Origin of the sequence: Microbacterium oryzae, assembly GCF_030406385.1 — a bacterium.
Classification (GTDB): domain Bacteria; phylum Actinomycetota; class Actinomycetes; order Actinomycetales; family Microbacteriaceae; genus Microbacterium; species Microbacterium oryzae_A.
Genome location: NZ_JAUEPM010000001.1, coordinates 117,642 through 137,488 on the forward strand (window position 1 = coordinate 117,642; position 19,847 = coordinate 137,488).

18 protein-coding genes are annotated in these 19,847 nt (G+C 71.1%); 5 read left to right on the top strand and 13 right to left on the bottom strand.

Annotation, left to right across the window (positions count from 1 at the left end):
- Positions 1-5 precede the first annotated feature (5 nt).
- From QWJ90_RS00615 to rplU, 5 genes are all read right to left on the bottom strand, one after another.
- On the bottom strand, positions 6-1,289 hold the full coding sequence (locus QWJ90_RS00615) for a glutamate-5-semialdehyde dehydrogenase (RefSeq protein WP_290105650.1): 1,284 nt from the start codon (positions 1,287-1,289) through the stop codon (positions 6-8).
- Positions 1,286-2,110 (bottom strand): glutamate 5-kinase, encoded by an 825-nt coding sequence (gene proB, locus QWJ90_RS00620; protein WP_290105652.1) that lies wholly within the window; start codon positions 2,108-2,110, stop codon positions 1,286-1,288. The genes QWJ90_RS00615 and proB overlap by 4 nt, the downstream gene beginning before the upstream one ends.
- A complete protein-coding gene (gene obgE, locus QWJ90_RS00625) occupies positions 2,107-3,606 on the bottom strand; it encodes a GTPase ObgE (protein ID WP_290105653.1) in 1,500 nt (499 codons plus the stop codon). The genes proB and obgE overlap by 4 nt, the downstream gene beginning before the upstream one ends.
- 102 nt (positions 3,607-3,708) lie before the next feature.
- Positions 3,709-3,963, bottom strand: a complete 255-nt coding sequence (rpmA, locus tag QWJ90_RS00630; protein WP_156241084.1) for a 50S ribosomal protein L27 — start codon at positions 3,961-3,963, stop codon at positions 3,709-3,711.
- An 18-nt stretch (positions 3,964-3,981) separates the two neighbouring features.
- The gene (rplU, locus tag QWJ90_RS00635; RefSeq protein ID WP_156243281.1) at positions 3,982-4,290 is read right to left on the bottom strand and encodes a 50S ribosomal protein L21; all 309 of its coding nucleotides are present in this window, start codon (positions 4,288-4,290) and stop codon (positions 3,982-3,984) included.
- A 235-nt stretch (positions 4,291-4,525) separates the two neighbouring features.
- Here rplU and QWJ90_RS00640 point away from each other — a divergent pair, with 235 nt between their 5' ends.
- Positions 4,526-4,792: a DUF4031 domain-containing protein gene (locus tag QWJ90_RS00640; protein WP_156241083.1), complete on the top strand. Its 267-nt coding sequence runs from the start codon at positions 4,526-4,528 to the stop codon at positions 4,790-4,792.
- Positions 4,793-4,810: 18 nt separating this feature from the next.
- Here the strand turns inward: QWJ90_RS00640 and QWJ90_RS00645 are convergent, their stop codons facing one another.
- On the bottom strand, positions 4,811-7,465 hold the full coding sequence (locus QWJ90_RS00645) for an Rne/Rng family ribonuclease (RefSeq protein WP_290105655.1): 2,655 nt from the start codon (positions 7,463-7,465) through the stop codon (positions 4,811-4,813).
- 284 nt (positions 7,466-7,749) lie between these two features.
- Between QWJ90_RS00645 and QWJ90_RS00650 the strand changes: the two genes are divergently transcribed.
- Complete coding sequence (locus QWJ90_RS00650) at positions 7,750-8,346, top strand: vitamin K epoxide reductase family protein (protein WP_290105657.1); 597 nt, start codon at positions 7,750-7,752, stop codon at positions 8,344-8,346.
- A 145-nt stretch (positions 8,347-8,491) separates the two neighbouring features.
- Here QWJ90_RS00650 and ndk read toward each other — a convergent pair whose 3' ends face one another.
- From ndk to ileS, 4 genes are read right to left on the bottom strand one after another with little or no spacing between them, the layout of a single operon-like run.
- Complete coding sequence (ndk, locus tag QWJ90_RS00655) at positions 8,492-8,905, bottom strand: nucleoside-diphosphate kinase (RefSeq protein ID WP_156241081.1); 414 nt, start codon at positions 8,903-8,905, stop codon at positions 8,492-8,494.
- Between the two features lie 43 nt (positions 8,906-8,948).
- Positions 8,949-9,350, bottom strand: coding sequence for a DUF4233 domain-containing protein (locus QWJ90_RS00660; protein ID WP_290105659.1), 402 nt, complete (start codon positions 9,348-9,350; stop codon positions 8,949-8,951).
- Positions 9,347-10,705: a bifunctional folylpolyglutamate synthase/dihydrofolate synthase gene (locus tag QWJ90_RS00665; RefSeq protein ID WP_290105661.1), complete on the bottom strand. Its 1,359-nt coding sequence runs from the start codon at positions 10,703-10,705 to the stop codon at positions 9,347-9,349. The genes QWJ90_RS00660 and QWJ90_RS00665 overlap by 4 nt, the downstream gene beginning before the upstream one ends.
- Positions 10,702-14,031: an isoleucine--tRNA ligase gene (gene ileS, locus QWJ90_RS00670; RefSeq protein ID WP_290105662.1), complete on the bottom strand. Its 3,330-nt coding sequence runs from the start codon at positions 14,029-14,031 to the stop codon at positions 10,702-10,704. Before ileS ends, QWJ90_RS00665 begins: the two co-directional genes overlap by 4 nt.
- 249 nt (positions 14,032-14,280) lie before the next feature.
- Between ileS and QWJ90_RS00675 the strand changes: the two genes are divergently transcribed.
- The gene (locus QWJ90_RS00675) at positions 14,281-14,934 is read left to right on the top strand and encodes a pentapeptide repeat-containing protein (protein ID WP_290105663.1); all 654 of its coding nucleotides are present in this window, start codon (positions 14,281-14,283) and stop codon (positions 14,932-14,934) included.
- Positions 14,935-15,029: 95 nt separating this feature from the next.
- Here the strand turns inward: QWJ90_RS00675 and QWJ90_RS00680 are convergent, their stop codons facing one another.
- The gene (locus QWJ90_RS00680; protein ID WP_290105665.1) at positions 15,030-15,857 is read right to left on the bottom strand and encodes a type IV toxin-antitoxin system AbiEi family antitoxin domain-containing protein; all 828 of its coding nucleotides are present in this window, start codon (positions 15,855-15,857) and stop codon (positions 15,030-15,032) included.
- 325 nt (positions 15,858-16,182) lie between these two features.
- Between QWJ90_RS00680 and valS the strand changes: the two genes are divergently transcribed.
- Together valS and QWJ90_RS00690 are read left to right on the top strand one after the other, a co-directional pair.
- Positions 16,183-18,747 (top strand): valine--tRNA ligase, encoded by a 2,565-nt coding sequence (valS, locus tag QWJ90_RS00685; RefSeq protein ID WP_290105666.1) that lies wholly within the window; start codon positions 16,183-16,185, stop codon positions 18,745-18,747.
- Positions 18,747-18,974, top strand: coding sequence for a hypothetical protein (locus QWJ90_RS00690; RefSeq protein ID WP_290105668.1), 228 nt, complete (start codon positions 18,747-18,749; stop codon positions 18,972-18,974). The genes valS and QWJ90_RS00690 overlap by 1 nt, the downstream gene beginning before the upstream one ends.
- 9 nt (positions 18,975-18,983) lie before the next feature.
- Here QWJ90_RS00690 and QWJ90_RS00695 read toward each other — a convergent pair whose 3' ends face one another.
- Together QWJ90_RS00695 and QWJ90_RS00700 are read right to left on the bottom strand one after the other, a co-directional pair.
- The gene (locus QWJ90_RS00695) at positions 18,984-19,220 is read right to left on the bottom strand and encodes a hypothetical protein (protein ID WP_290105669.1); all 237 of its coding nucleotides are present in this window, start codon (positions 19,218-19,220) and stop codon (positions 18,984-18,986) included.
- A complete protein-coding gene (locus QWJ90_RS00700) occupies positions 19,217-19,807 on the bottom strand; it encodes an ArsR/SmtB family transcription factor (RefSeq protein ID WP_290105670.1) in 591 nt (196 codons plus the stop codon). Before QWJ90_RS00700 ends, QWJ90_RS00695 begins: the two co-directional genes overlap by 4 nt.
- Between the last annotated feature and the right edge of the window lie 40 nt (positions 19,808-19,847).

Consider the following 19,847-nt stretch of genomic DNA (forward strand, 5'->3'; position numbering starts at 1 on the left):
TACCGTCAGCCCCGCACCTGACCGGAGCCACGCCCGATCCATTTGGTGCTGGTCAGCTCGGGAAGACCCATCGGTCCGCGCGCATGCAGCTTCTGTGTGGAGATGCCCACCTCCGCGCCGAAGCCGAACTCCGAGCCATCCGTGAAGCGCGTGGACGCATTCGCGAACACGGCCGCGGAATCGACCTCGTCGAGAAACCGCTCGGCGTTGCGCACGTCGGCCGTCACGATCGACTCCGTGTGGCCGGTGCTGTAGCGGCGGATGTGCGCGATGGCTTCGTCGAGCGAGTCGACCACGCGCATGGCGATGTCGAGGCTGAGGTACTCGGTCTCCCAGTCCTCCTCGGTCGCGGGGACCACGTCGGACGCCAGCGACGTCACGGTCTCGTCGCCGTGGACGGTGACCCCCTCGCGCTGGAGCGCCGCGACGACGGCGGGCACCAGACGCTCGGCGGCCGAGCGGACGACGAGCACGGTCTCGGCCGCGTTGCACACCGACGGCCGCTGCACCTTGGCATTCACGACGATGTCGCGCGCCCAGTCGTCGGGGGCGCTCGCGTCGAGCACCACATGCACGTTGCCGGCGCCGGTCTCGATGACGGGCACGATCGACTCCGTGACGACGGTCTCGATGAGGCTCGCACTCCCCCGCGGCACCAGCACGTCGACGAGGCCGCGAGCCCGCATGAGCGCGCGCGCACCCTCGCGCCCGAAGTCGTCGACGGTCTGCACGGCGTCGGCGGGAACGCCCTGCGCGTCGAGCGCGGCGCGCATGACGTCCACGAGCACCTCGTTCGACGAGCGCGCCGCGCTGCCGCCGCGGAGGACGACCGCGTTGCCCGACTGCAGGGCGAGAGCGGCGATGTCGACCGTGACGTTCGGGCGCGCCTCGTAGATGACGCCCACGACGCCGAACGGCACCCGGCGCTGCTCGAGCATCACGCCGTTGTACATCCGCTGACCGCGCACGAGCTGCCCGACCGGGTCGGGCAGGGCGGCGACCTGGCGCACGGCGGACGCGAGGGCCTCGATGCGGGCGGCATCCAGACGCAGACGATCGAGCAGCGACGCACCGATTCCCTGCTCCTCGCCGCGACGCAGGTCGTCGGCGTTCGCGGCGACGATGCGGTCGCGATGCACCACGAGGGCGTCCGCGATCGCGTGCAGCGCGGCGCGCTTCTCGTCGCTCGTCAGCCGCGCGACGGCGCGCGAGGCCTCCTTCGCGCGACGCAGGCGATCCTCGGGAGCGTCCACCGCGGTGTCGGAAGCGAGCAGGGCGTCTGTGGTCATCCGCCCAGTGTAGCGAGCGGTCCCGTCAGCGCCGGGCGGTGGTCGGATGGCGAGAACCAGGTTCCGATGGCGGCTCCCGAGAGCGCTTCGGCGACCTGGTCGGCACTCGTGACGAGCACGCCGATGCCCGCCGACGAGGCCAGCCGCGCGGCGGAGGCCTTCGTCGCCGCACCGCCGGTGCCGACGCTGTTGACGACCTTCGACCCGAAGGCGTACGCCGACAGGTCGTCGTCGGCCTCGATCACGGCGATCGGCTCGGCGCCGGGCTCTCCGGGCGGGCGAGTGTAGAGCGCCGTGATGTCGCTCAGCAGCACCAGCGCATCGGCGCCGACGAGGCGCGCGACGAGCGCCGCGAGGCGGTCGTTGTCGCCGAAGCGGATCTCGTGCGTGGCGACGGTGTCGTTCTCGTTGACGATCGGCAGGATGCCGAGTCCGAGCAGGCGCTCGATCGCACGCCGCGCATTGCTGCGGTGCGTGGGATCCTCCATGTCGTGCGCGGTGAGGAGCACCTGGCCCGCGACGATCTTGAAGGGCGCCAGCGCCTCCTGGTACCGGTACACGAGGACGTTCTGGCCGACCGCCGCCGCGGCCTGCTGCGTGGCGAGGTCGTGCGGCCGCGACTCGAGGTCGAGGAACGGCATCCCGGTGGCGATCGCGCCGGACGACACCAGCAGCACCTCGACGCCGCGCGCGTGCGCGGCCGCGAGGGCCTCGACGAGCACGGGGATCCGCCAGGCGGCCTCGCCGCTGATCGACGACGAGCCGACCTTGACGACGATCCGCCGCGCGGCGGGCAGTTCGCTCCGCTCCCGCAGGGTCATTCCGCGTCGTCCTCGTCTCGACGGGCCAGGCGGCGCTCCTCCTCGAAGGCGCGCTCGGCGGTGCGGGCGTCCTGACGGGCGTAGTACTTCTCGCGGCGCTCCGAGGTCGTACGACGGTGGTTCGGGTCCAGACGCGCATCGAGACCGCGGGGGGCCTGCACGAGCTCCGCTGCCGAGGCGATCGTGGGCTCCCAGTCGAAGACGATGCCGTCCTCGCCGATGACGACCGTCGAGCCCGCCACCGCGCCGAGGCGGAACAGCTCGTTCTCGACGCCCAGCTTCTCCAGGCGGTCGGCGAGGAAGCCCACCGCCTCCTCGTTCTGGAAGTCCGTCTGCTGCACCCACCGCAGCGGCTTCTCGCCGAGCACGTGGTAGACGTTGCCGTACGTGCCACCATCGACGCGCACGGTGAAATCCTTCTCCGCGCCCTTGGGGCGGATGACCACGCGCTCGCGGGGCGGCTCGACGGGAGCGTTCCTGCGGTGCTCGTCGATGATCTCCCCGAGCGCGAAGGTGAGCTCGCGCAGCCCGCGGCGCGCGACGGTCGAGATCTCGAAGACGCGGTAGCCCAGCGCCTCCAGATCAGGCCGGACGAACTCGGCGAGCTCGTGGGCCTCGGGGACGTCCACCTTGTTCAGCACGACGATCTGCGGGCGCTCGAGAAGCGGCACCTGGCCATCCGCGACCGGGTAGTTGGCGAGTTCGTGGCGGATGGTCTCGAGGTCGCTGAGCGGGTCGCGACCGGGCTCGAGGGTGGCGCAGTCCAGGACGTGGACGAGCGCGGTGCAGCGCTCGACGTGACGGAGGAACTCGAGGCCGAGGCCGCGCCCCTCGCTCGCGCCCTCGATGAGGCCGGGAACGTCGGCGACGGTATAGCGGATGTCGCCGGCCTGCACGACACCGAGGTTCGGGTGGAGCGTGGTGAAGGGGTAGTCCGCGATCTTCGGGCGGGCGGCGGAGATCGCCGCGATGAGGCTGGACTTGCCGGCCGACGGGAACCCGACCAGCGCGACATCGGCGACGGTCTTCAGCTCGAGGACGACGTCGCCCTCCCAGCCGGGCGTGCCGAGCAGCGCGAAGCCGGGAGCCTTGCGCTTGGGCGAGGCGAGGGCGGCGTTGCCCAGGCCACCGCGGCCACCGGGCGCGGCGATGAAGCGCATGCCGGGCTCGATGAGGTCGACCAGCACCTCGCCGTCCGGCGCCTTCACGACGGTGCCGACGGGCACGGGCAGCTCGAGGTCCTCGCCCTGTGCGCCCGAGCGGTGGTCGCCCATCCCGAACCCGCCGTTGCCGGCCGAGCGGTGGGGCGAGTGGTGGTAGCTCAGCAGCGTCGTCGTCTGCGGGTCGGCGACGAGCACGATGTCGCCGCCGTCTCCGCCGTTGCCGCCGTCCGGACCACCGAGCGGCTTGAACTTCTCGCGGTGCACCGACACGCAGCCGTTCCCGCCCTTGCCCGCGCGCAGGTGCAGCGTCACCTCATCGACGAACGTGACCATGTCGGTTCCAGCCTCTCGGAGATCCCGGTGCGAGCCGGGGGTAAAAGAGAACGGGGCGGGCCGAAGCCCGCCCCGTCCAGATGCATATGCGTCTCGAGGTGATTACTCGCCCGCGACGATGTTGACGACCTTGCGGCCGCCCTTGGTGCCGAACTCCACGGCGCCCGAAGCGAGGGCGAACAGCGTGTCGTCGCCACCGCGGCCGACGTTGGCGCCCGGGTGGAAGTGCGTTCCGCGCTGGCGGACGAGGATCTCGCCGGCGTTGACGGTCTGGCCGCCGAAGCGCTTGACGCCGAGGCGCTGCGCGTTCGAGTCGCGGCCGTTGCGAGTGGAGCTTGCGCCCTTCTTATGTGCCATCTCTGGAGCCTCTTCCGCTTACTTGATGCCGGTGATCTTGACGCGCGTGAGGTCCTGACGGTGGCCCTGGCGCTTCTTGTAGCCGGTCTTGTTCTTGTACTTCTGGATGACGATCTTCGGGCCGCGGAGGTCGTTGAGCACCTCGGCGGTGACCTTGACCTCGGCCAGCTTGGCGGCGTCGGTCGTCACGGCGTCGCCGTCGACGAAGAGGACGGCGGGCAGCTCGATCGTCTCACCCTCAGCAGCCTTGAGCCGGTCGAGGGTCACGATGGTCCCGACCTCGACCTTCTCCTGCCGACCACCGGCGCGAACAACTGCGTAGACCACGTTCATACCTGTTTCATTGGGGAAGCCGTGCGGCTTCCGAATCTCACGGGAAGACTTCGCTTGCGTATCGCACGGGATGTGCGAGGTGCGTCTCGGGCAAGACTTTCGTCGCGCCGCCAGTGGGAGAGCGCGCGACAGGGGACGCACCAAAGGAATACTTTACCCCATCGAGGCCGGTCCGCCAAAAGCGGCCGAACCGGCGCGTTGAGGGCGGATGTCCGTAGGCTGGATGGCCATGACCGTTCTCGTCGATCAGGCCCTCTGGCCCGCACACGGACGCCTCTGGGCCCACCTGGTGAGTGACGAGAGCCTCGCGGAGCTGCACGCGTTCGCCTCGGCCAACGCCATCCCCCGTCGAGCCTTCGACCTCGACCACTACGACGTCCCGGAGGACGCGCTGCCGCGCCTCGTGGCCGCCGGAGCGGTGGCGGTGTCGGCGCATGAGCTCACGCGCGCGCTCATCGCCTCGGGCCTGCGGGTGCGCGCTCGAGACCGTCGCTGAGGTCTCGAGCGCGCCCGCTCACTCCCCTTCGGGGTTGCGCTTGACGTCGACCGCGGTGCCGAGGAGCGCCGCCGTGGTCACGCGACGACGCGCGCGGCCCTGGCCCGGCGCCTTCGGCTCCGGAAGCGCCTCCAGCACGGAGTCGAGCAGCTGCGCGGCCTCCGACGCCGGGGCGACCGATGCGGGCTTCTCGACCTGACGCTTCTTGCGCGGCCGGCGCGGGCGCTCCCGCTCCTCGCTCTGCGCTCCCCCGCGTGGTCCCTCCGGCAGCTCGATGCCCAGCGAGGGCAGCTCTGCGGCGCCCTCGGCGGGAACGTGCTCCTCGTGCTCGGCGTGCTCGGGCTTCGCGATCGTCGACGCGGCGATCTGCGCGAGAGCCGACTTCACACCATCCGTGATGACGTGCGCAGCCGTCGACGCCTGCTGCGCCACCGGCGAGCTGGCGGGAGCCTGGCCGCCGCGCGAGCGACGCCCGTTGGAGCCGCCGTTGGAGCCGTTCGATCCGGTGGAGCCGCTGCTGCTCGAGCGGTGCTTCACCACCGGGTCGTGGTGGACGATGACACCGCGGCCGGCGCAGACCTCACAGGGCTCGCTGAAGGTCTCGAGCAGGCCGAGGCCGAGCTTCTTGCGGGTCATCTGCACGAGGCCGAGCGACGTCACCTCGGCGACCTGGTGCTTGGTCCGGTCGCGGCTCAGGCACTCGATGAGCCGTCGGAGGACGAGGTCGCGGTTCGACTCGAGCACCATGTCGATGAAATCCACGACGATGATCCCGCCGATGTCGCGCAGCCGCAGCTGACGGACGATCTCCTCGGCGGCCTCGAGGTTGTTCTTCGTGACCGTCTCCTCGAGGTTGCCGCCCGAGCCGACGAACTTGCCCGTGTTGACGTCGACGACGGTCATCGCCTCGGTGCGGTCGATCACGAGCGAGCCGCCCGAAGGCAGCCAGACCTTGCGGTCGAGCGCCTTCTCGATCTGCTCGGTGATGCGGAAGTCGTCGAAGGGGTCGCCATCGCCCTCGTAGTGCTCGACGCGGTCGAGCAGGTCGGGCGCGACGCCCGTGAGGTAGTCGACGATCGTGCGCTGCGCCTCGGCGCCCTGGATGAGGAGCTTCGTGAAGTCCTCGTTGAAGACGTCGCGGATGATCTTCACCAGCAGGTCGGGCTCGCTGTGCAGGAGCGCGGGAGCGCTGCCCTTCTGCACGAGCTCGTTGATGTGCGCCCACTGCGAGGTGAGGCGGTTCACATCGCGCGTCAGCTGGTCCTCGGTGGCGCCCTCGGCCGCGGTGCGCACGATGACGCCCGACGACTCGGGGAGCACCTCCTTCAGGATCTTCTTCAGGCGCGCGCGCTCGGTGTCGGGGAGCTTCCGCGAGATGCCGTTCATGGCTCCGCCGGGCACGTACACGAGGTAGCGGCCGGGAAGCGAGATCTGGCTCGTGAGACGCGCGCCCTTGTGGCCGACCGGGTCCTTCGTGACCTGCACGAGGACGCGGTCGCCCTGCTTGAGCGCGAGCTCGATGCGGCGCGGCTGGTTGCCGGTCTCCACGGCGTCCCAGTCGACCTCGCCGGAGTACAGCACGGCGTTGCGGCCGCGCCCGATGTCGACGAACGCCGCCTCCATGCTGGGAAGGACGTTCTGCACGCGACCGAGGTACACGTTGCCGATGAGCGACGCGTCCTGGTTGCGGGCGACGTAGTGCTCGACGAGCACGTTGTCCTCGAGGACGGCGAGCTGGATGCGGCCGTTCTTCGATCGGACGATCATCTGCCGGTCGACGGCCTCGCGGCGCGCGAGGAACTCCGCCTCGGTCACCACGGGGCGACGGCGCCCGGCCTCGCGGCCGTCACGACGACGCTGCTTCTTCGCCTCCAGGCGCGTAGAGCCCTTGATGCGCTGCGGCTCGGTGATGACCTCGACGACGCGCTGGCGACGACGCGGCTCCTCCACGGGCTCCGCGGGCTCCTCCGGCCCACTGCGACGGCGACGCCGGCGCGAGGACGACGAGCGACCGTTGGACGAGTCCTCCGGCTCCGGCTCGGGAAGAGCGGGCAGCGGCGCGACCTGCGGCGCGTAGAAATGCAGGTCGGTCGTCACGCGCGAGACGAACTCGGCGGGCAGCAGGCCGAGGCTCACGGCCGTCACGGGCTCGGGCTCAGGCTCGGGCTCGGGCTCGGGCTCGGGCTGAGCCTGCTCCGCCGTGGGCTGCTGCTCGGTCGCGGAGACCTCCTCGGCGGGGGTCTCCTCGACGGAAGCCTCCTCCACTGCGGTCTGCTCGCTGAGGGGAGCATCCTCGGCGGCGGTCCCCTGCTCCGCGGGCTGCTGCTCGGCGGGCTGCTGCTCGGCGGGCTGCTGCTCGGTGGAAGCCTCCCCCGCCGGCGCCTGCTCGACAGGACCCTGCTCAGCGGGCGCCTCCTGGGCCGCCTGCTCGGCCGGCGCCTCCTCGGCGGCCGGCTGCTCCTGAGGAGCCGACGCATCGCCATCCGCGATCTGCTCCTGGGGAGCGGACGCGCCGCCATCCGTCGGCTGCTCGTCGGCGGGCTGCTCCTGGGGAGCGGCCTCGACGCTCTCGAGGGGCGCGTCGCTCGTCTGGTCGCTCGTGGGCTCGGCGGCGTCTGCGGCGCCTCCGTTCACGTCGAAGGTTCCGTCTGTGTCGTTGTTCACTTCAGCCATCGCTGGCGTTCTCCCTGCGGGGCGGAAATCCGCCCGAGAATCTCGTGCGGCCCCGCGTTGCGCGGCCGCGAACTCCATCGGCATGCGACCGGCACATCGCTCTGGTCGCGCGGGGCAGTCGTCGCCCCGAAGTCTTCATCGTCCGACGCCTCCCCGGTCGCGCCGGGATTCACGTCGCGACCATTATCTCACTACCGGCCGTTCACCCGCACCCAGGTGACGCTCGGGGTCGCGGCGGCGCCGGGCGCGGCGGTCGGCTCAGGCCGCGATGCGATAATCCGGGCATGCCCGAGACTCGCACGCGCCCCACCGCTCTGGCCATCTGGCTCGTCCTCGCTGGCGTCGTCGGCTGGTGGGCGGCGTTCTCGCTCACGGTGGAGAAGTTCCACCTGCTGCAGAACCCGGGCGCGGCGCTCGGCTGCGACTTCAACCCGCTCGTGCAGTGCGCGAAGAACCTCGACTCCTGGCAGGGCGCCGTCTTCGGCTTCCCCAACCCGATCATCGGCCTGGGGGCGTGGATCGCCCCCATCGTGGTCGGCATGGCCGTGCTCGCCGGAGCACGCTTCGCCCGCTGGTTCTGGGCCCTGTTCACCCTCGGCATGGCCTGCGGGTTCGCCTTCGTGTGCTGGCTCATCTTCCAGAGCATCTTCATCATCGGAACGCTCTGCCCCTGGTGCATGGTGACGTGGTCGGTGGTCATCCCGTCGTTCTATGCCGTGCTGCTCCATTCGATCCGGATCGGGGCGATCCCGCTGCCCGCGGGGGCCCGACGCGCCGCGGACACCCTCATGGGCTGGCTGCCGGTGTTCGCGGTAGTGAGCTACGCGATCATCGCGGTGCTCGCGCAGCTGCGGCTGGATGTGCTCGGAATGCTCTTCTAGCACCGAGCGAGCGAGCGCCTCCCGGTCATCGAGCGAGCCGAGATGCGGCGAGCCGCCCCGGGAACGTTCCCGGGGCGGCTCGCTTCGTTTTCGACTCGCTTCGCTCGCTCAACGACCGGAAGCGGCTCGCTGCGCTCGCTGAGTGTCAGAACCAGATCTCGAGCTCGCGCGCTGCGGACTCCGGGCTGTCGGAGCCGTGCACGAGGTTCTGCTGCACGGCGACGCCCCAGTCGCGACCGAGGTCGCCGCGGATGGTGCCGGGCGCGGCGGTCGTCGGGTCGGTGGTGCCGGCGAGCGAGCGGAAGCCCTCGATCACGCGGTTGCCGGCCACGCGGATGGCGACCACCGGGCCGGAGAGCATGAACTCCAGGAGGGGCTCGTAGAAGGGCTTGCCCTCGTGCTCGGCGTAATGACGGGCGAGCAGGTCGCGGCTGGGCTCGACGAGCTTGAGGTCGACGAGCGAGTAGCCCTTCGCCTCGATGCGGGCGAGGATCGCGCCGGTGAGGCCGCGGGCGACGCCGTCGGGCTTGACGAGGACGAGGGTCTCTTCGGTGGCCATGGAGGTGCCTTTCTGTCAGGACGGGGAAGGACGGATGGTCCGGTCAGTCGGTCTCCGCGGCCGCCGCGGCGCGCTGCGCGGAGATGCGCCGTTCGATCCGCGCCCCTCCGATGGTCGCATACACCCACATGCCGCCGAAGACGAGCGTGACGAACAGGATGGCCGGGACGAAGAGCGCACCGAGGGCGGTGATGACCTGCAGCACCCAGCCGAGGGCCAGGCCCCAGCGGTGCCGCAGCAGGCCGCTCGTGAGGATCATGAGCACGGCCATCACGGCACCCGCGACGATGCCCCACCACTGCGGGACGCCATCCGGCAGCGCCTTCAGACCGAAGATCGACAGGCCCGCGAGGAACACGACGATCGCCTCGAACGCGAGGACGACCGAGCCGACCTTCTCCGGAAGTGTCCGGTAGCGCCGCTCCCGCGGCTTCGCGTCGCTCATTCGCCCGTCACCGGCTTCCACTCCTCCTCCTGCGCGAGCAGGATGGCCTCGCCGGCCAGCACGACGGAGCCCGCGATCGCGACCGCGCGCTTCTCCCCCTGCTGCGCCCAGGCTCGCGCGGCCTCCGTCGCGTCGTAGACGCCGGGGTGGACCGTCACCCGCAGCCCGGCGGCCTCGACGATGTCGGCCAGGCGCTCGACGTCGCCGGCACGCTCGGACGACGGCGCCGTGGCGAAGACGTGCGCGGCGACGGGGGCGAGCGCGGCGATGATGCCGGCGGCGTCCTTGTCATCGAGCACGCCGAGGACGATGCCCCACTCCGCGAAGTCGAACGACTCCGTGAGGGCGCTCGCCAGGGCCCGCGCGCCGTGCGGGTTGTGAGCGGCGTCGACGAGCACTGTCGGCTCGATGCCGACGAGCTGCAGGCGCCCGGGGGAGGTCGCCTGCTGGAGGCCCTCGGTGATGATCTCGGGCGCGATGGCCTGCGACCCCGCGCCGATCAGCGCCTCGACGGCCGCGATGGCGACGGCGGCGTTCTGCCCCTGGTGGCGCCCGTAGAGGGGCAGGTACTCCTCGGAGTACGACGCGGCGAGCCCCTTCACAGTGATGAGCTGTCCTCCGACCGCGAGCCGGTCGTCGACGAGCGCGAATTCCTCGCCCTCGGTGACGACGGTCGCACCGCGCGCAGCTGCCGCGCGGTGGATGACCGCGGCCGCGTCCGGCTGCTGGGCGGCGGACACGACGATCGCGCCGTCCTTGATGATGCCCGCCTTGACCTCCGCGATCTCGGCGACGGTGGAGCCGAGCCGGGTCACGTGGTCGATGTCGATCGGCGTGAGAACCGCCACATCGCCATCCGCGGTGTTCGTCGAGTCCCAGGCGCCGCCCATCCCCACCTCCAGGACGAGCACGTCGACCGGCGCGTCCGCGCAGGCGACGAAGGCCAGCACCGTGAGGAGCTCGAAGAACGTCAGCGGCGCGTCGCCCTTCGCCTCGAGCTCGGCGTCGACGAGGGCGACGAACGGCTCGATCTCGTCCCAGGCGTCCGCCACGGCGGCGTCGGCGATCGGCTCGCCGTCGATGAGGATCCGCTCGGTGAACCGCGTGAGGTGCGGGCTCGTGAAGAGCCCCGTCCGCAGACCGTGCGCGCGCACGAGGCTCTCGATGATGCGGGCGGTCGACGTCTTGCCGTTGGTGCCCGTGATGTGCACGACGCGGTACGTCCGCTGCGGGTCGTCGAGCAGCTCGAGGATGCGCGCCGTGCGCTCCACGCGCGGCTGCACCCACTGCTCCCCGGCGCGCGCGAGCAGCGCGTCGTAGACGGCGTCGGCGCGGGCGGTGTCCTGCGCGCTCATGCTGCGCTCCCCACTCGAGAGACGGCGACGGTGAAGTCTCCCGCGTTGGCGTAGGTGCCGGCGGGCACCTGCGCGGTGTGCTCGGCCTCGTTGGTCGCATCGGTCACGCTGTGCTCGACCGCCAGGGTCTCCCCCGCGACGTCGGCGATGTCCCAGGCGAGTCGGACCGCCTCGGCGTCCGCGTCGGACGCGAACGCCAGCTGCAGACGGATGCGGTCGCTGACCTCGAAGCCGGCGGCCTTGCGCGTGTCCTGCACGGCGCGAACGACGTCGCGGGCGAGCCCCTCGGCCTCGAGCTCCGGGGTGGTCGTGGTCTCCAGCAGCACGAAGCCGCCGGACGGCAGGGTCGCGATGGCCTCGCCCTCGGGGCGCCCCGAGGTGTCGAGCGCGAGTTCGTACTCCCCCGCCTCGAGCGCGATGCCGCCCGCGGTCACGACTCCGTCCTGCTCCGACCAGTCGCCGGACTTCGACGCCTTGATGACCTGCTGCACCTGCTTGCCGAGGCGCGGACCCGCCGCGCGGGCGTTCACGGTGAGGCGGTGCGAGATGCCGTACTGCCCGGCGGTGTCGTCGCCGAGCTCGACGAGCTCGACGGACTTGACGTTGAGCTCCTCCCGCAGGATGTCGTCGAACTGGGCGAGGCCATCCGCCCCGCCCGTGACCACGGTGAGCTTCGCGAGCGGCAGGCGCACGCGGAGTCCCTCCTTCTTCCGCAGCGCGTTCGCGACACTCGACGCCTCGCGGACCGCGTCCATGGCGGTGCGGATGTCGGCGGCGCCGGCGAACGCCGCGGCGTCGGGCCAGTCCTCCAGGTGCACGCTGCGGCCACCGGTGAGGCCCTGCCACACGCGCTCCGCCACGAGCGGGATGAGCGGCGCGGCGACCCGCGTGAGCGTCTCGAGCACCGTGTAGAGGGTGTCGAACGCGTCACGGGTGCGCGGGTCGTCGGTGACGCCCTGCCAGAAACGGTCGCGCGAGCGCCGGATGTACCAGTTGGTCAGCACCTCCGCGAAGTCGCGCAGGCGCGCTGCGGCCGTCGTGGAGTCGAGGTCGTCGAGGTCCGCGGCGACATCCCGCACGAGGTCGCCCGCGAGCGCGAGGATGTAGCGGTCGAGCACGTCCGTCGAATCCGTGCGCCAGGTGGCCTCGTAGCCCTGGCCATCCGGACCGCCCGCGGCGTTCGCGTAGGTCGCGAAGAAGTACCACGAGTTCCACAGCGGCAGGAGGAATTCGCGCACGCCCGAGCGGATGCCCTCCTCCGTCACGATGAGGTTGCCGCCGCGCAGCACGCTCGACGACATGAGGAACCAGCGCATCGCGTCGGAGCCGTCGCGCTCGAGCACCTCCGACACGTCGGGGTAGTTGCGGAGCGACTTCGACATCTTCTGGCCGTCGCTGCCGAGCACGATGCCGTGGCACGAGACGCCCGTGAACGCCGGCCGGTCGAACAGCGCGCCGGAGAGCACGTGCATGACGTAGAACCAGCCGCGGGTCTGGCCGATGTACTCGACGATGAAGTCGGCCGGCGAGTGCGTCTCGAACCAGTCCTTGTTCTCGAACGGGTAGTGCACCTGCGCGAACGGCATCGAGCCGGAGTCGAACCAGACATCGAACACGTCCTCGATGCGGCGCATCGTGCTCTGCCCGGTCGGGTCGTCGGGGTTCGGGCGCGTGAGCTCGTCGATGTACGGGCGGTGGAGGTCGACCTGGCCCTGCTCGTTGCGGGGCAGCGTGCCGAAATCGCGTTCGAGCTCCTCGAGCGACCCGTAGGCGTCCACGCGCGGGTGGTTCGGGTCGTCCGACTTCCACACCGGGATCGGCGAGCCCCAGAAGCGGTTGCGGCTGATCGACCAGTCGCGCGCACCCTCGACCCACTTGCCGAACTGGCCGTGCTTGACGTTCTCGGGCGCCCAGGTGATCTGCTCGTTGAGCTCGACGAGGCGGTCCTTCACGTCGGTGACGCGGATGAACCAGCTCGAGACCGCCTTGTAGATGAGGGGGTTCCGGCAGCGCCAGCAGTGCGGGTACGAGTGCTCGTACGACTGGAGGCGCAGGAGCCGCCCGCTCTGACGCAGGAGACGCACGAGCGGCGTGTTGGCGTCGAGCCACAGCTCTCCCGCGACGTCGGGCACCATGTCGAGGAAGCGGCCGTCGTCGCCCAGCGACACGATGGTGGGGATGCCCGCGGCGTCGTTCAGGCGCTTGTCGTCCTCACCGTAGGCGGGGGCCTGGTGCACGATGCCGGTGCCGTCGCCCGTGGTGACGTACTCGTCGACGAGGATGCGCCAGGCGTTCTCGGTGCCCCACTTGTCGGTGTCGGCGAAGTAGTCCCACAGGCGCTCGAAGGTCACATCGCGCAGCTCCTCGCCCGTCACGCGGAGGCGCACGGCCTCGCGCACGGCGGCGGCGTCCTCGTAGCCGAGGTCCTTCGCGTAGCCGGCGAGCAGGTCCTCCGCGAGGAGGAACTCGGCGCCCTCCGCACCCTCGGCGGCGCCGTTGGGCCCGACGGGCACGACGGCGTAGACGATCTCCGGCCCGACGGCGAGCGACATGTTGGTCGGGAGGGTCCAGGGCGTCGTCGTCCACGCGAGCGCGCGAGCGCCTTCGATGCCGAGAGCCGCGGCCTTCTCACCGGTGAGCGGGAAGGACACCGTCACCGACGGGTCCTGACGCATCTTGTAGACGTCGTCGTCCATCCGCAGCTCGTGGTTGGACAGGGGGGTCTGGTCGCGCCAGCAGTAGGGCAGGACACGGTAGCCCTCGTACGCGAGGCCCTTGTCGAAGAGCGTCTTGAACGCCCACAGGACGCTCTCCATGTACGTGGCGTCGAGCGTCTTGTAGCCGCGCTCGAAGTCCACCCAGCGGGCCTGGCGGGTGACGTAGTCCTCCCACTCGCGCGTGTACGCCAGCACGGACTCGCGCGCCTTGGCATTGAACGCGTCGATCCCCATCTCGAGGATCTGGTCCTTCTCGGTGATGCCGAGCTGCTTCATGGCCTCGAGCTCGGCCGGGAGGCCGTGCGTGTCCCAGCCGAAGACGCGATCGACCTTCTTGCCGCGCATGGTCTGGAAGCGCGGGAACAGGTCCTTCGCGTACCCGGTCAGGAGGTGGCCGTAGTGCGGCAGGCCGTTGGCGAACGGCGGGCCGTCGTAGAACACCCACTCGTCGGCGCCGTCGCGCTGCGAGATGGAGGCGCGGAAGGTGTCGTCCGCGGCCCAGAAGTCGAGGATCTCGCGCTCGATCTCGGGGAAGCGCGGGCTCGGCACGACAGCGCCCGGTGCGGCCTTCTCGGCGGCGGGACCGAACGAGGACTTCGGGTAGGTCATCTCACTCCAGCAGTTCCTAGGGGACTGCGAGGACGACCCCCTGCTCGACGACAGGAGCCGCGGTACCACCCCGCGTGCGCCGCACGCGGCGCCACTCTCACTGCGGCTGTGACGGGCCTGCCCCGCGCGGTTCTACTGGGGTCCTTGCGTTCCCGTTCTTCCGCGAGCTCCCCGGTGATGGCCGGATCGGTGCCGATGCCTCCATGGTACCGCGACGGCGCCGTCGCGGGGGCGGGCTAGGGTCGGGGCATGGCGAGAAGGCAGGAGCGGCCCGCGGCGCCGCGCATCGGATCCCCCGACCTCCCGGCGCACCTCGAGGATGGCCTTCCCCGCCGGCACGCCGACCTCCGGCAGGTGCGGCTGGCGGGCCTCTCCGGCGAGGTGGATCTCGAGCACGCGTCCCTCGAGGAGTGCGTCGTGCCATCCGCCGCCGTCGACACCCTCGCTCTGCGCGGCGCGACCCTCGTCGACGTCGAGGTCACGGACATCCGCGCCGTCTCCGTCGTCGCCCGCGACACGGCCATCCGCCGCGTGCGGATCACCGGCGGCCGCATCGGCACCCTCGACCTCGCCGAGGCACGTATCGCCGAGCTGGAGCTGCGCGACGTGCGGATCGACTATCTGTCTCTGGCCGCGGCGCGCGTGGAGGACGTCCTCATCGCCGACTGCGCCATCCGCGCCGTCGACCTGCCGCACGCGCAGCTGACGCGGGTGGCCTTCGAGCGGTGCCGCGCGGACGAGGTCGACCCCCGCGGCATGCGAGCGAGCGACCTGGACCTGCGCGGACTGGACGCGCTGTCGTACCTCGATGCGCTCGCGCTCCGCGGCGCGACGCTGACGGAGGACCAGGTGCGCGCGCTCGCGCCGGCCTTCGCCGCCGCCGTCGGCATCGACGTGCGCTGAGGCCGCCCCGGCCGGAGATCCCGCCAGCGCCGGACGCTGCGCGCCGGATCCTCCGGAGTACGCGGGATCTCCGGCGGACGCGACCTCGATGAGCCTCAACGAGCGGACTTGTGGAGTCCCTGCGCGACCGCGCGGACCATGAGGTCCTGCACGCCGGCCCAGTCGAAGAGGATCTGCGCGTAGCTGACGCGGATGACGTGGTAGCCCATGAGGCGCAGCTGCGCGTCATGCGCGTTGTCCTGGTCACGCTGCGGCCCGACGTGGTGCCCGCCGTCGATCTGCAGCACCAGGCGCTCGCCGATGAGCAGGTCCACTCGGTGCCCGGCGATGTGGACCTGCCGCCGCAGCGGGAGCTTCAGCCAGCGCAACCGTGGCACGACGAGGGTCTCGAGCCCGGAGTCCGCGAACGGCAGCGCCTCATGCAGCAGCCGTCGGGCGGTCGGACCGAGGTGCAGCCGCTCGATCGTCTGGGATTCGAAGAGCCCTCGCCTCATCGCCGACTCCCATACGACGAGCGCGTTCTCGTACGGCTGGCAGGCCGCCGTCATCACCAGCACGTTCTCGATCGGGTCGACGAGGTCGTCGGGATGTCTGGGCACGGCCGGCAGGGCCCAGTGGAGGTGAGCGGATGTCGGCCTCGCCGGTTTCCCGTGGGCGGCCATCCCCAGATGCCACGCCCCGTCCTCGATCGTCCACAGCCCGAGGCGTGCGGCCTGCGAGATGCACGTGATCACGGCGCCGATCTCGGCGGCGGCGATGAGTGCGGGGTCGGCGTCGGCTCGCGCCACCCAACCGCGACGCGGGCGCACGAGCGCGCCACTGCGGGCGGCTCGGCGAATCTGCTGATCGCTCACACCTGCCGCACGCAGCGTGCTCACCCGCGCGACGCCCTGACGAGCCGAGAGCGCCGTATCGATCTCCATCCCTCCACGGTGAGCGAGGGCCGCACCGCAGCGAACAGGCAAGACGGATCTGTGGACGACGAAGCACTCCGTGGCACCCGGTGCACGAGGTGTCCTGGCGGGAAACCGACGTCGACAAGTCCCCACGTCGGAGATCTCGCCGGCACCGGACGGATCCCGCCATGGGCTCCTTCCCCCGCGGGATCTCCGGCGTCGAGGCGCCATCAGCCCCTCGCCCGAGCCGCCCCGGCCGCCCGGCCCCGGCCATCCGCCCCCGGTACACTGGACCGGCACCCACACTCAGGCACGCAGACACCGTGCCGTACATAGCGCGCGAGGAGATCCCATGGCCGCCGTTCCCGACAAGCCCGCACTCGAGGGTCTGGAAGCGAAGTGGGGTGAGACCTGGGAGCAGCAGGGCACGTACCTGTTCGACCGCGACGCCGCTCGCGCGAAGGGTCGCGCCGGTGTCTTCTCCGTCGACACGCCGCCTCCCACCGCGTCGGGCAGCCTGCACATCGGGCACGTGTTCTCCTACACGCACACCGACGTGAAGGCGCGCTACGAGCGCATGCTGGGGAAGACCGTGTTCTACCCGATCGGGTGGGATGACAACGGTCTCCCCACCGAGCGCCGCGTGCAGAACTACTACGGCGTCCGCTGCGACCCCTCGCTGCCGTACGACCCCGAGTTCACGCCGCCGTTCGAGGGCACGACGAAGACGATCAAGGCCGCGGACCAGATCCCGGTCAGCCGCCGCAACTTCATCGAGCTCTGCGAGAAGCTCACCGTCGAGGACGAGAAGACCTTCGAGGACCTCTGGCGCTCCCTCGGGCTCTCCGTCGACTGGACGCAGACGTACCGGACGATCTCCGACGACACCATCCGCACCAGCCAGCTCGCGTTCCTCAACAACCTCGAGCGCGGCGAGGCGTACCAGGACCTCGCGCCGACGCTGTGGGACGTCGACTTCCGGTCGGCGATCGCGCAGGCGGAGCTCGAGGACCGCGACCAGCAGGCGTCGTACCACCGGCTCGCGTTCCACAAGACGGATGGCTCGGGCGACATCCACATCGAGACGACCCGTCCCGAGCTGCTCGCGGCGTGCGTCGCCCTCGTCGCGCACCCCGACGACGAGCGGTACCAGCCCTTCTTCCACTCGACGGTGACGACCCCGGTGTTCGGCGTCGAGGTGCCGGTGCTGCCGCACCCGCTCGCACAGCCCGACAAGGGCTCGGGCATCGCCATGATCTGCACCTTCGGCGACGTGACCGACATCATCTGGTGGCGTGAGCTCGACCTCCCCAACCGCACGATCATCGGCAAGGACGGCCGTGTCGTCGCCGACGCCCCCGAGGCGATCACGACCGAGGCCGGCCGCGCCGCCTTCGCCGAGCTCGCGGGCAAGACCGTCTTCAGCGCCAAGAAGCGGATGGTCGAGCTGCTGGAGGAGTCCGGCGAGCTGGAGAACGTGTCGGCCGCGTTCACCCACCCCGTGAAGTTCTTCGAGAAGGGCGACCGCCCGCTCGAGATCGTCTCGACGCGCCAGTGGTACATCCGCAACGGCGCTCGCGACGCGGAGCTGCGCGCCAAGCTCATCGAGCTCGGCCAGCAGATCGACTGGCACCCCGAGTTCATGCGCGTGCGGTACGAGAACTGGGTCAACGGCCTCACCGGCGACTGGCTCGTCTCGCGTCAGCGCTTCTTCGGCGTGCCGATCCCCGTCTGGTACGGCCTGGACGAGAACGGCGACCGCGACTACGACCGCGTGCTCGTGCCCGACGCGGCGACTCTGCCCGTCGACCCGTCGAGCGACGTGCCCCCGGGCTACAGCGCCGACCAGCGCGGCGTCCCGGGCGGCTTCGAGGCCGAGACCGACGTCTTCGACACCTGGGCCACGTCGTCGCTCACCCCGCAGCTCGCCGGCGGATGGCAGCGGGACGCGGATCTGTGGAACCTTGTCGCGCCGTTCGACCTGCGCCCGCAGGGCCAGGACATCATCCGCACCTGGCTGTTCTCGACGCTGCTGCGGAGCGCCCTCGAGGATGACCGCACGCCCTGGGCACACGCCGCGATCTCCGGCTTCATCGTCGACCCCGACCGCAAGAAGATGTCGAAGTCGAAGGGCAACGTCGTCACGCCCGCCGACATCCTCGCCAAGCACGGGTCCGACGCGGTCCGGTACTGGGCGGCCTCCAGCCGTCTCGGCACGGATGCGGCGTTCGACCCGCAGAACCCGACGCAGATCAAGATCGGCCGTCGCCTCGCGATCAAGGTCCTGAACGCGGCGAAGTTCGTGCTCGGCTTCGAGGCGCCCGAGGGCGCCACGGTGACCGAGGCGCTCGACCTGTCGATGCTGGCTGCGCTCGACGACGTCGTGGCGCAGGCGACCAAGGCGCTCGACGGCTACGACCACGCCCGCGCGCTGGAGGTGTCGGAGTCGTTCTTCTGGACGTTCTGCGACGACTACCTCGAGCTCGTGAAGGAGCGCGCGTACGCGGGCGGTGATGCCGGCGCTTCCGCCGCCGTGGCCCTGCGCACGGCGCTGTCCACGCTCCTGCGCCTCCTGGCGCCGGTCGTCGTGTTCGCCGCCGAGGAGGCCTGGTCCTGGTTCGAGAGCGGCTCGATCCACCGTGCCGGATGGCCGGAGGCCAGCGGCCTCGGCGGCGACCCCGCCGTCCTGTCCGTTGCCAGCCAGGCCCTCATCGGCATCCGCCGCGCGAAGACCGAGGCCAAGGCGTCGCAGAAGACCGCGGTGACCTCCGCCTCGATCGCCGCGCCGGCGGGTCAGATCGAGGCGCTCCGGCTCGCCGCGGAGGACCTCAAGGCCGTCGGACGCATCGCCGAGCTCGAGATCGCCGAGGGCGACGCGTTCGCCGTCACGAGCATCGCCCTGGCCGAGGAGGCCTGATGCAGCTCGGCACGCGCTGGTCGGTCGGCTCCGAGCCGCCGGCCAGCGTGCCCGCCGAGCTCCGGCCGGAGATCGCGCGCGTCGAGGCGGAGCTGGCGGATGGCCCGGGACGCGCCTCCTGGACGCTCACCTGGCTCGAGGGGCGCCCGATCGCCGAGCTCGACGCCGGCTTCGAGGTGCTCCTCGACCCGGAGGGCGTCGCCTTCTCGCGTCCGTTCCAGGACTGAGCGCTGGTCTCACCCGCGAGTGAGACCCCATGACGTGCGGGCGGCCGCCAGGTCGCCCGCACGTCTGCTCTCGGCGAGGATCGCCTCGCGCGCGAGATCGGCCGCCAGCCGAGCCGCCCGGGCGCAGGCGCGCCGGCGCACGTGCTCTTGAAGCGCATCGGCCACCCGCAGAGCGAGCCGCTCCCCCGCGTGCAGTGGCGGAAGCGGCGACGCTCCCCGCAGCGGCGCCGCCGTCATCGTCGTCATGATCGTTCCCCTCTCCGCGGCAGCGGGAACATGTCCGCACGCAGCGACACCGCGCGCACGCCCTCTCCCGTCTGCCCTCGATAGCGCTCGGCGTACTCGGTGAAGAGCGCGTCCATCCGCTCGGCCAGCTCGCGCATCTGCGAAGCGGTCAGGTGCGCGGTCGTGGTCGATGACACGCTCGCTTCCCGCCAGTCCTCGGTCTCGGTGTCGGCGCCTCGCGTGAAGTAGTCGAACATCTCCTGGAACCGCGCTCGGTGGTACTCGGCGACGGCGACCTGGAGCACGGCGCGCGCCGCCGGCGAATCGCCCACGGACTCGTCGCCGAAGCTGATCCGCCCGCGCGGCCGCTCCCACCAGCGCTCGCGCCCTGCCCGCCCCTCGACCTCGCGGACCAGGCCGTGCCGCGCGAGCATCCGCAGGTGGTAGCTCGTCGACCCCGACGACTCCCCTGTCAGGGCTGCCAGCGTGCTGGCGGTCTGCGGGCCCTCCTGGCTCAGCAGATCCAGGATGCGCACGCGCAGCGGATGAGCGAGCGCACGCAGCGCGCCGGTATCGAGAACACGCGTCGCCGAGGGCTCGTCCGTCATAACTGCAAAGATAGCTTTGCAAAGCTTCCTTTGCAATAGC

Coding starts and splice junctions, on each gene's coding strand:
- QWJ90_RS00615 (WP_290105650.1), bottom strand. CDS start 1,289: ATGACCACAGACGCCCTGCTCGCTTCCGACACCGCGGTGGACGCTCCC.
- proB (WP_290105652.1), bottom strand. CDS start 2,110: ATGACCCTGCGGGAGCGGAGCGAACTGCCCGCCGCGCGGCGGATCGTC.
- obgE (WP_290105653.1), bottom strand. CDS start 3,606: ATGGTCACGTTCGTCGATGAGGTGACGCTGCACCTGCGCGCGGGCAAG.
- rpmA (WP_156241084.1), bottom strand. CDS start 3,963: ATGGCACATAAGAAGGGCGCAAGCTCCACTCGCAACGGCCGCGACTCG.
- QWJ90_RS00640 (WP_156241083.1), top strand. CDS start 4,526: ATGACCGTTCTCGTCGATCAGGCCCTCTGGCCCGCACACGGACGCCTC.
- QWJ90_RS00645 (WP_290105655.1), bottom strand. CDS start 7,465: ATGGCTGAAGTGAACAACGACACAGACGGAACCTTCGACGTGAACGGA.
- QWJ90_RS00650 (WP_290105657.1), top strand. CDS start 7,750: ATGCCCGAGACTCGCACGCGCCCCACCGCTCTGGCCATCTGGCTCGTC.
- ndk (WP_156241081.1), bottom strand. CDS start 8,905: ATGGCCACCGAAGAGACCCTCGTCCTCGTCAAGCCCGACGGCGTCGCC.
- QWJ90_RS00660 (WP_290105659.1), bottom strand. CDS start 9,350: ATGAGCGACGCGAAGCCGCGGGAGCGGCGCTACCGGACACTTCCGGAG.
- QWJ90_RS00665 (WP_290105661.1), bottom strand. CDS start 10,705: ATGAGCGCGCAGGACACCGCCCGCGCCGACGCCGTCTACGACGCGCTG.
- ileS (WP_290105662.1), bottom strand. CDS start 14,031: ATGACCTACCCGAAGTCCTCGTTCGGTCCCGCCGCCGAGAAGGCCGCA.
- QWJ90_RS00675 (WP_290105663.1), top strand. CDS start 14,281: ATGGCGAGAAGGCAGGAGCGGCCCGCGGCGCCGCGCATCGGATCCCCC.
- QWJ90_RS00680 (WP_290105665.1), bottom strand. CDS start 15,857: ATGGAGATCGATACGGCGCTCTCGGCTCGTCAGGGCGTCGCGCGGGTG.
- valS (WP_290105666.1), top strand. CDS start 16,183: ATGGCCGCCGTTCCCGACAAGCCCGCACTCGAGGGTCTGGAAGCGAAG.
- QWJ90_RS00690 (WP_290105668.1), top strand. CDS start 18,747: ATGCAGCTCGGCACGCGCTGGTCGGTCGGCTCCGAGCCGCCGGCCAGC.
- QWJ90_RS00695 (WP_290105669.1), bottom strand. CDS start 19,220: ATGACGACGATGACGGCGGCGCCGCTGCGGGGAGCGTCGCCGCTTCCG.
- QWJ90_RS00700 (WP_290105670.1), bottom strand. CDS start 19,807: ATGACGGACGAGCCCTCGGCGACGCGTGTTCTCGATACCGGCGCGCTG.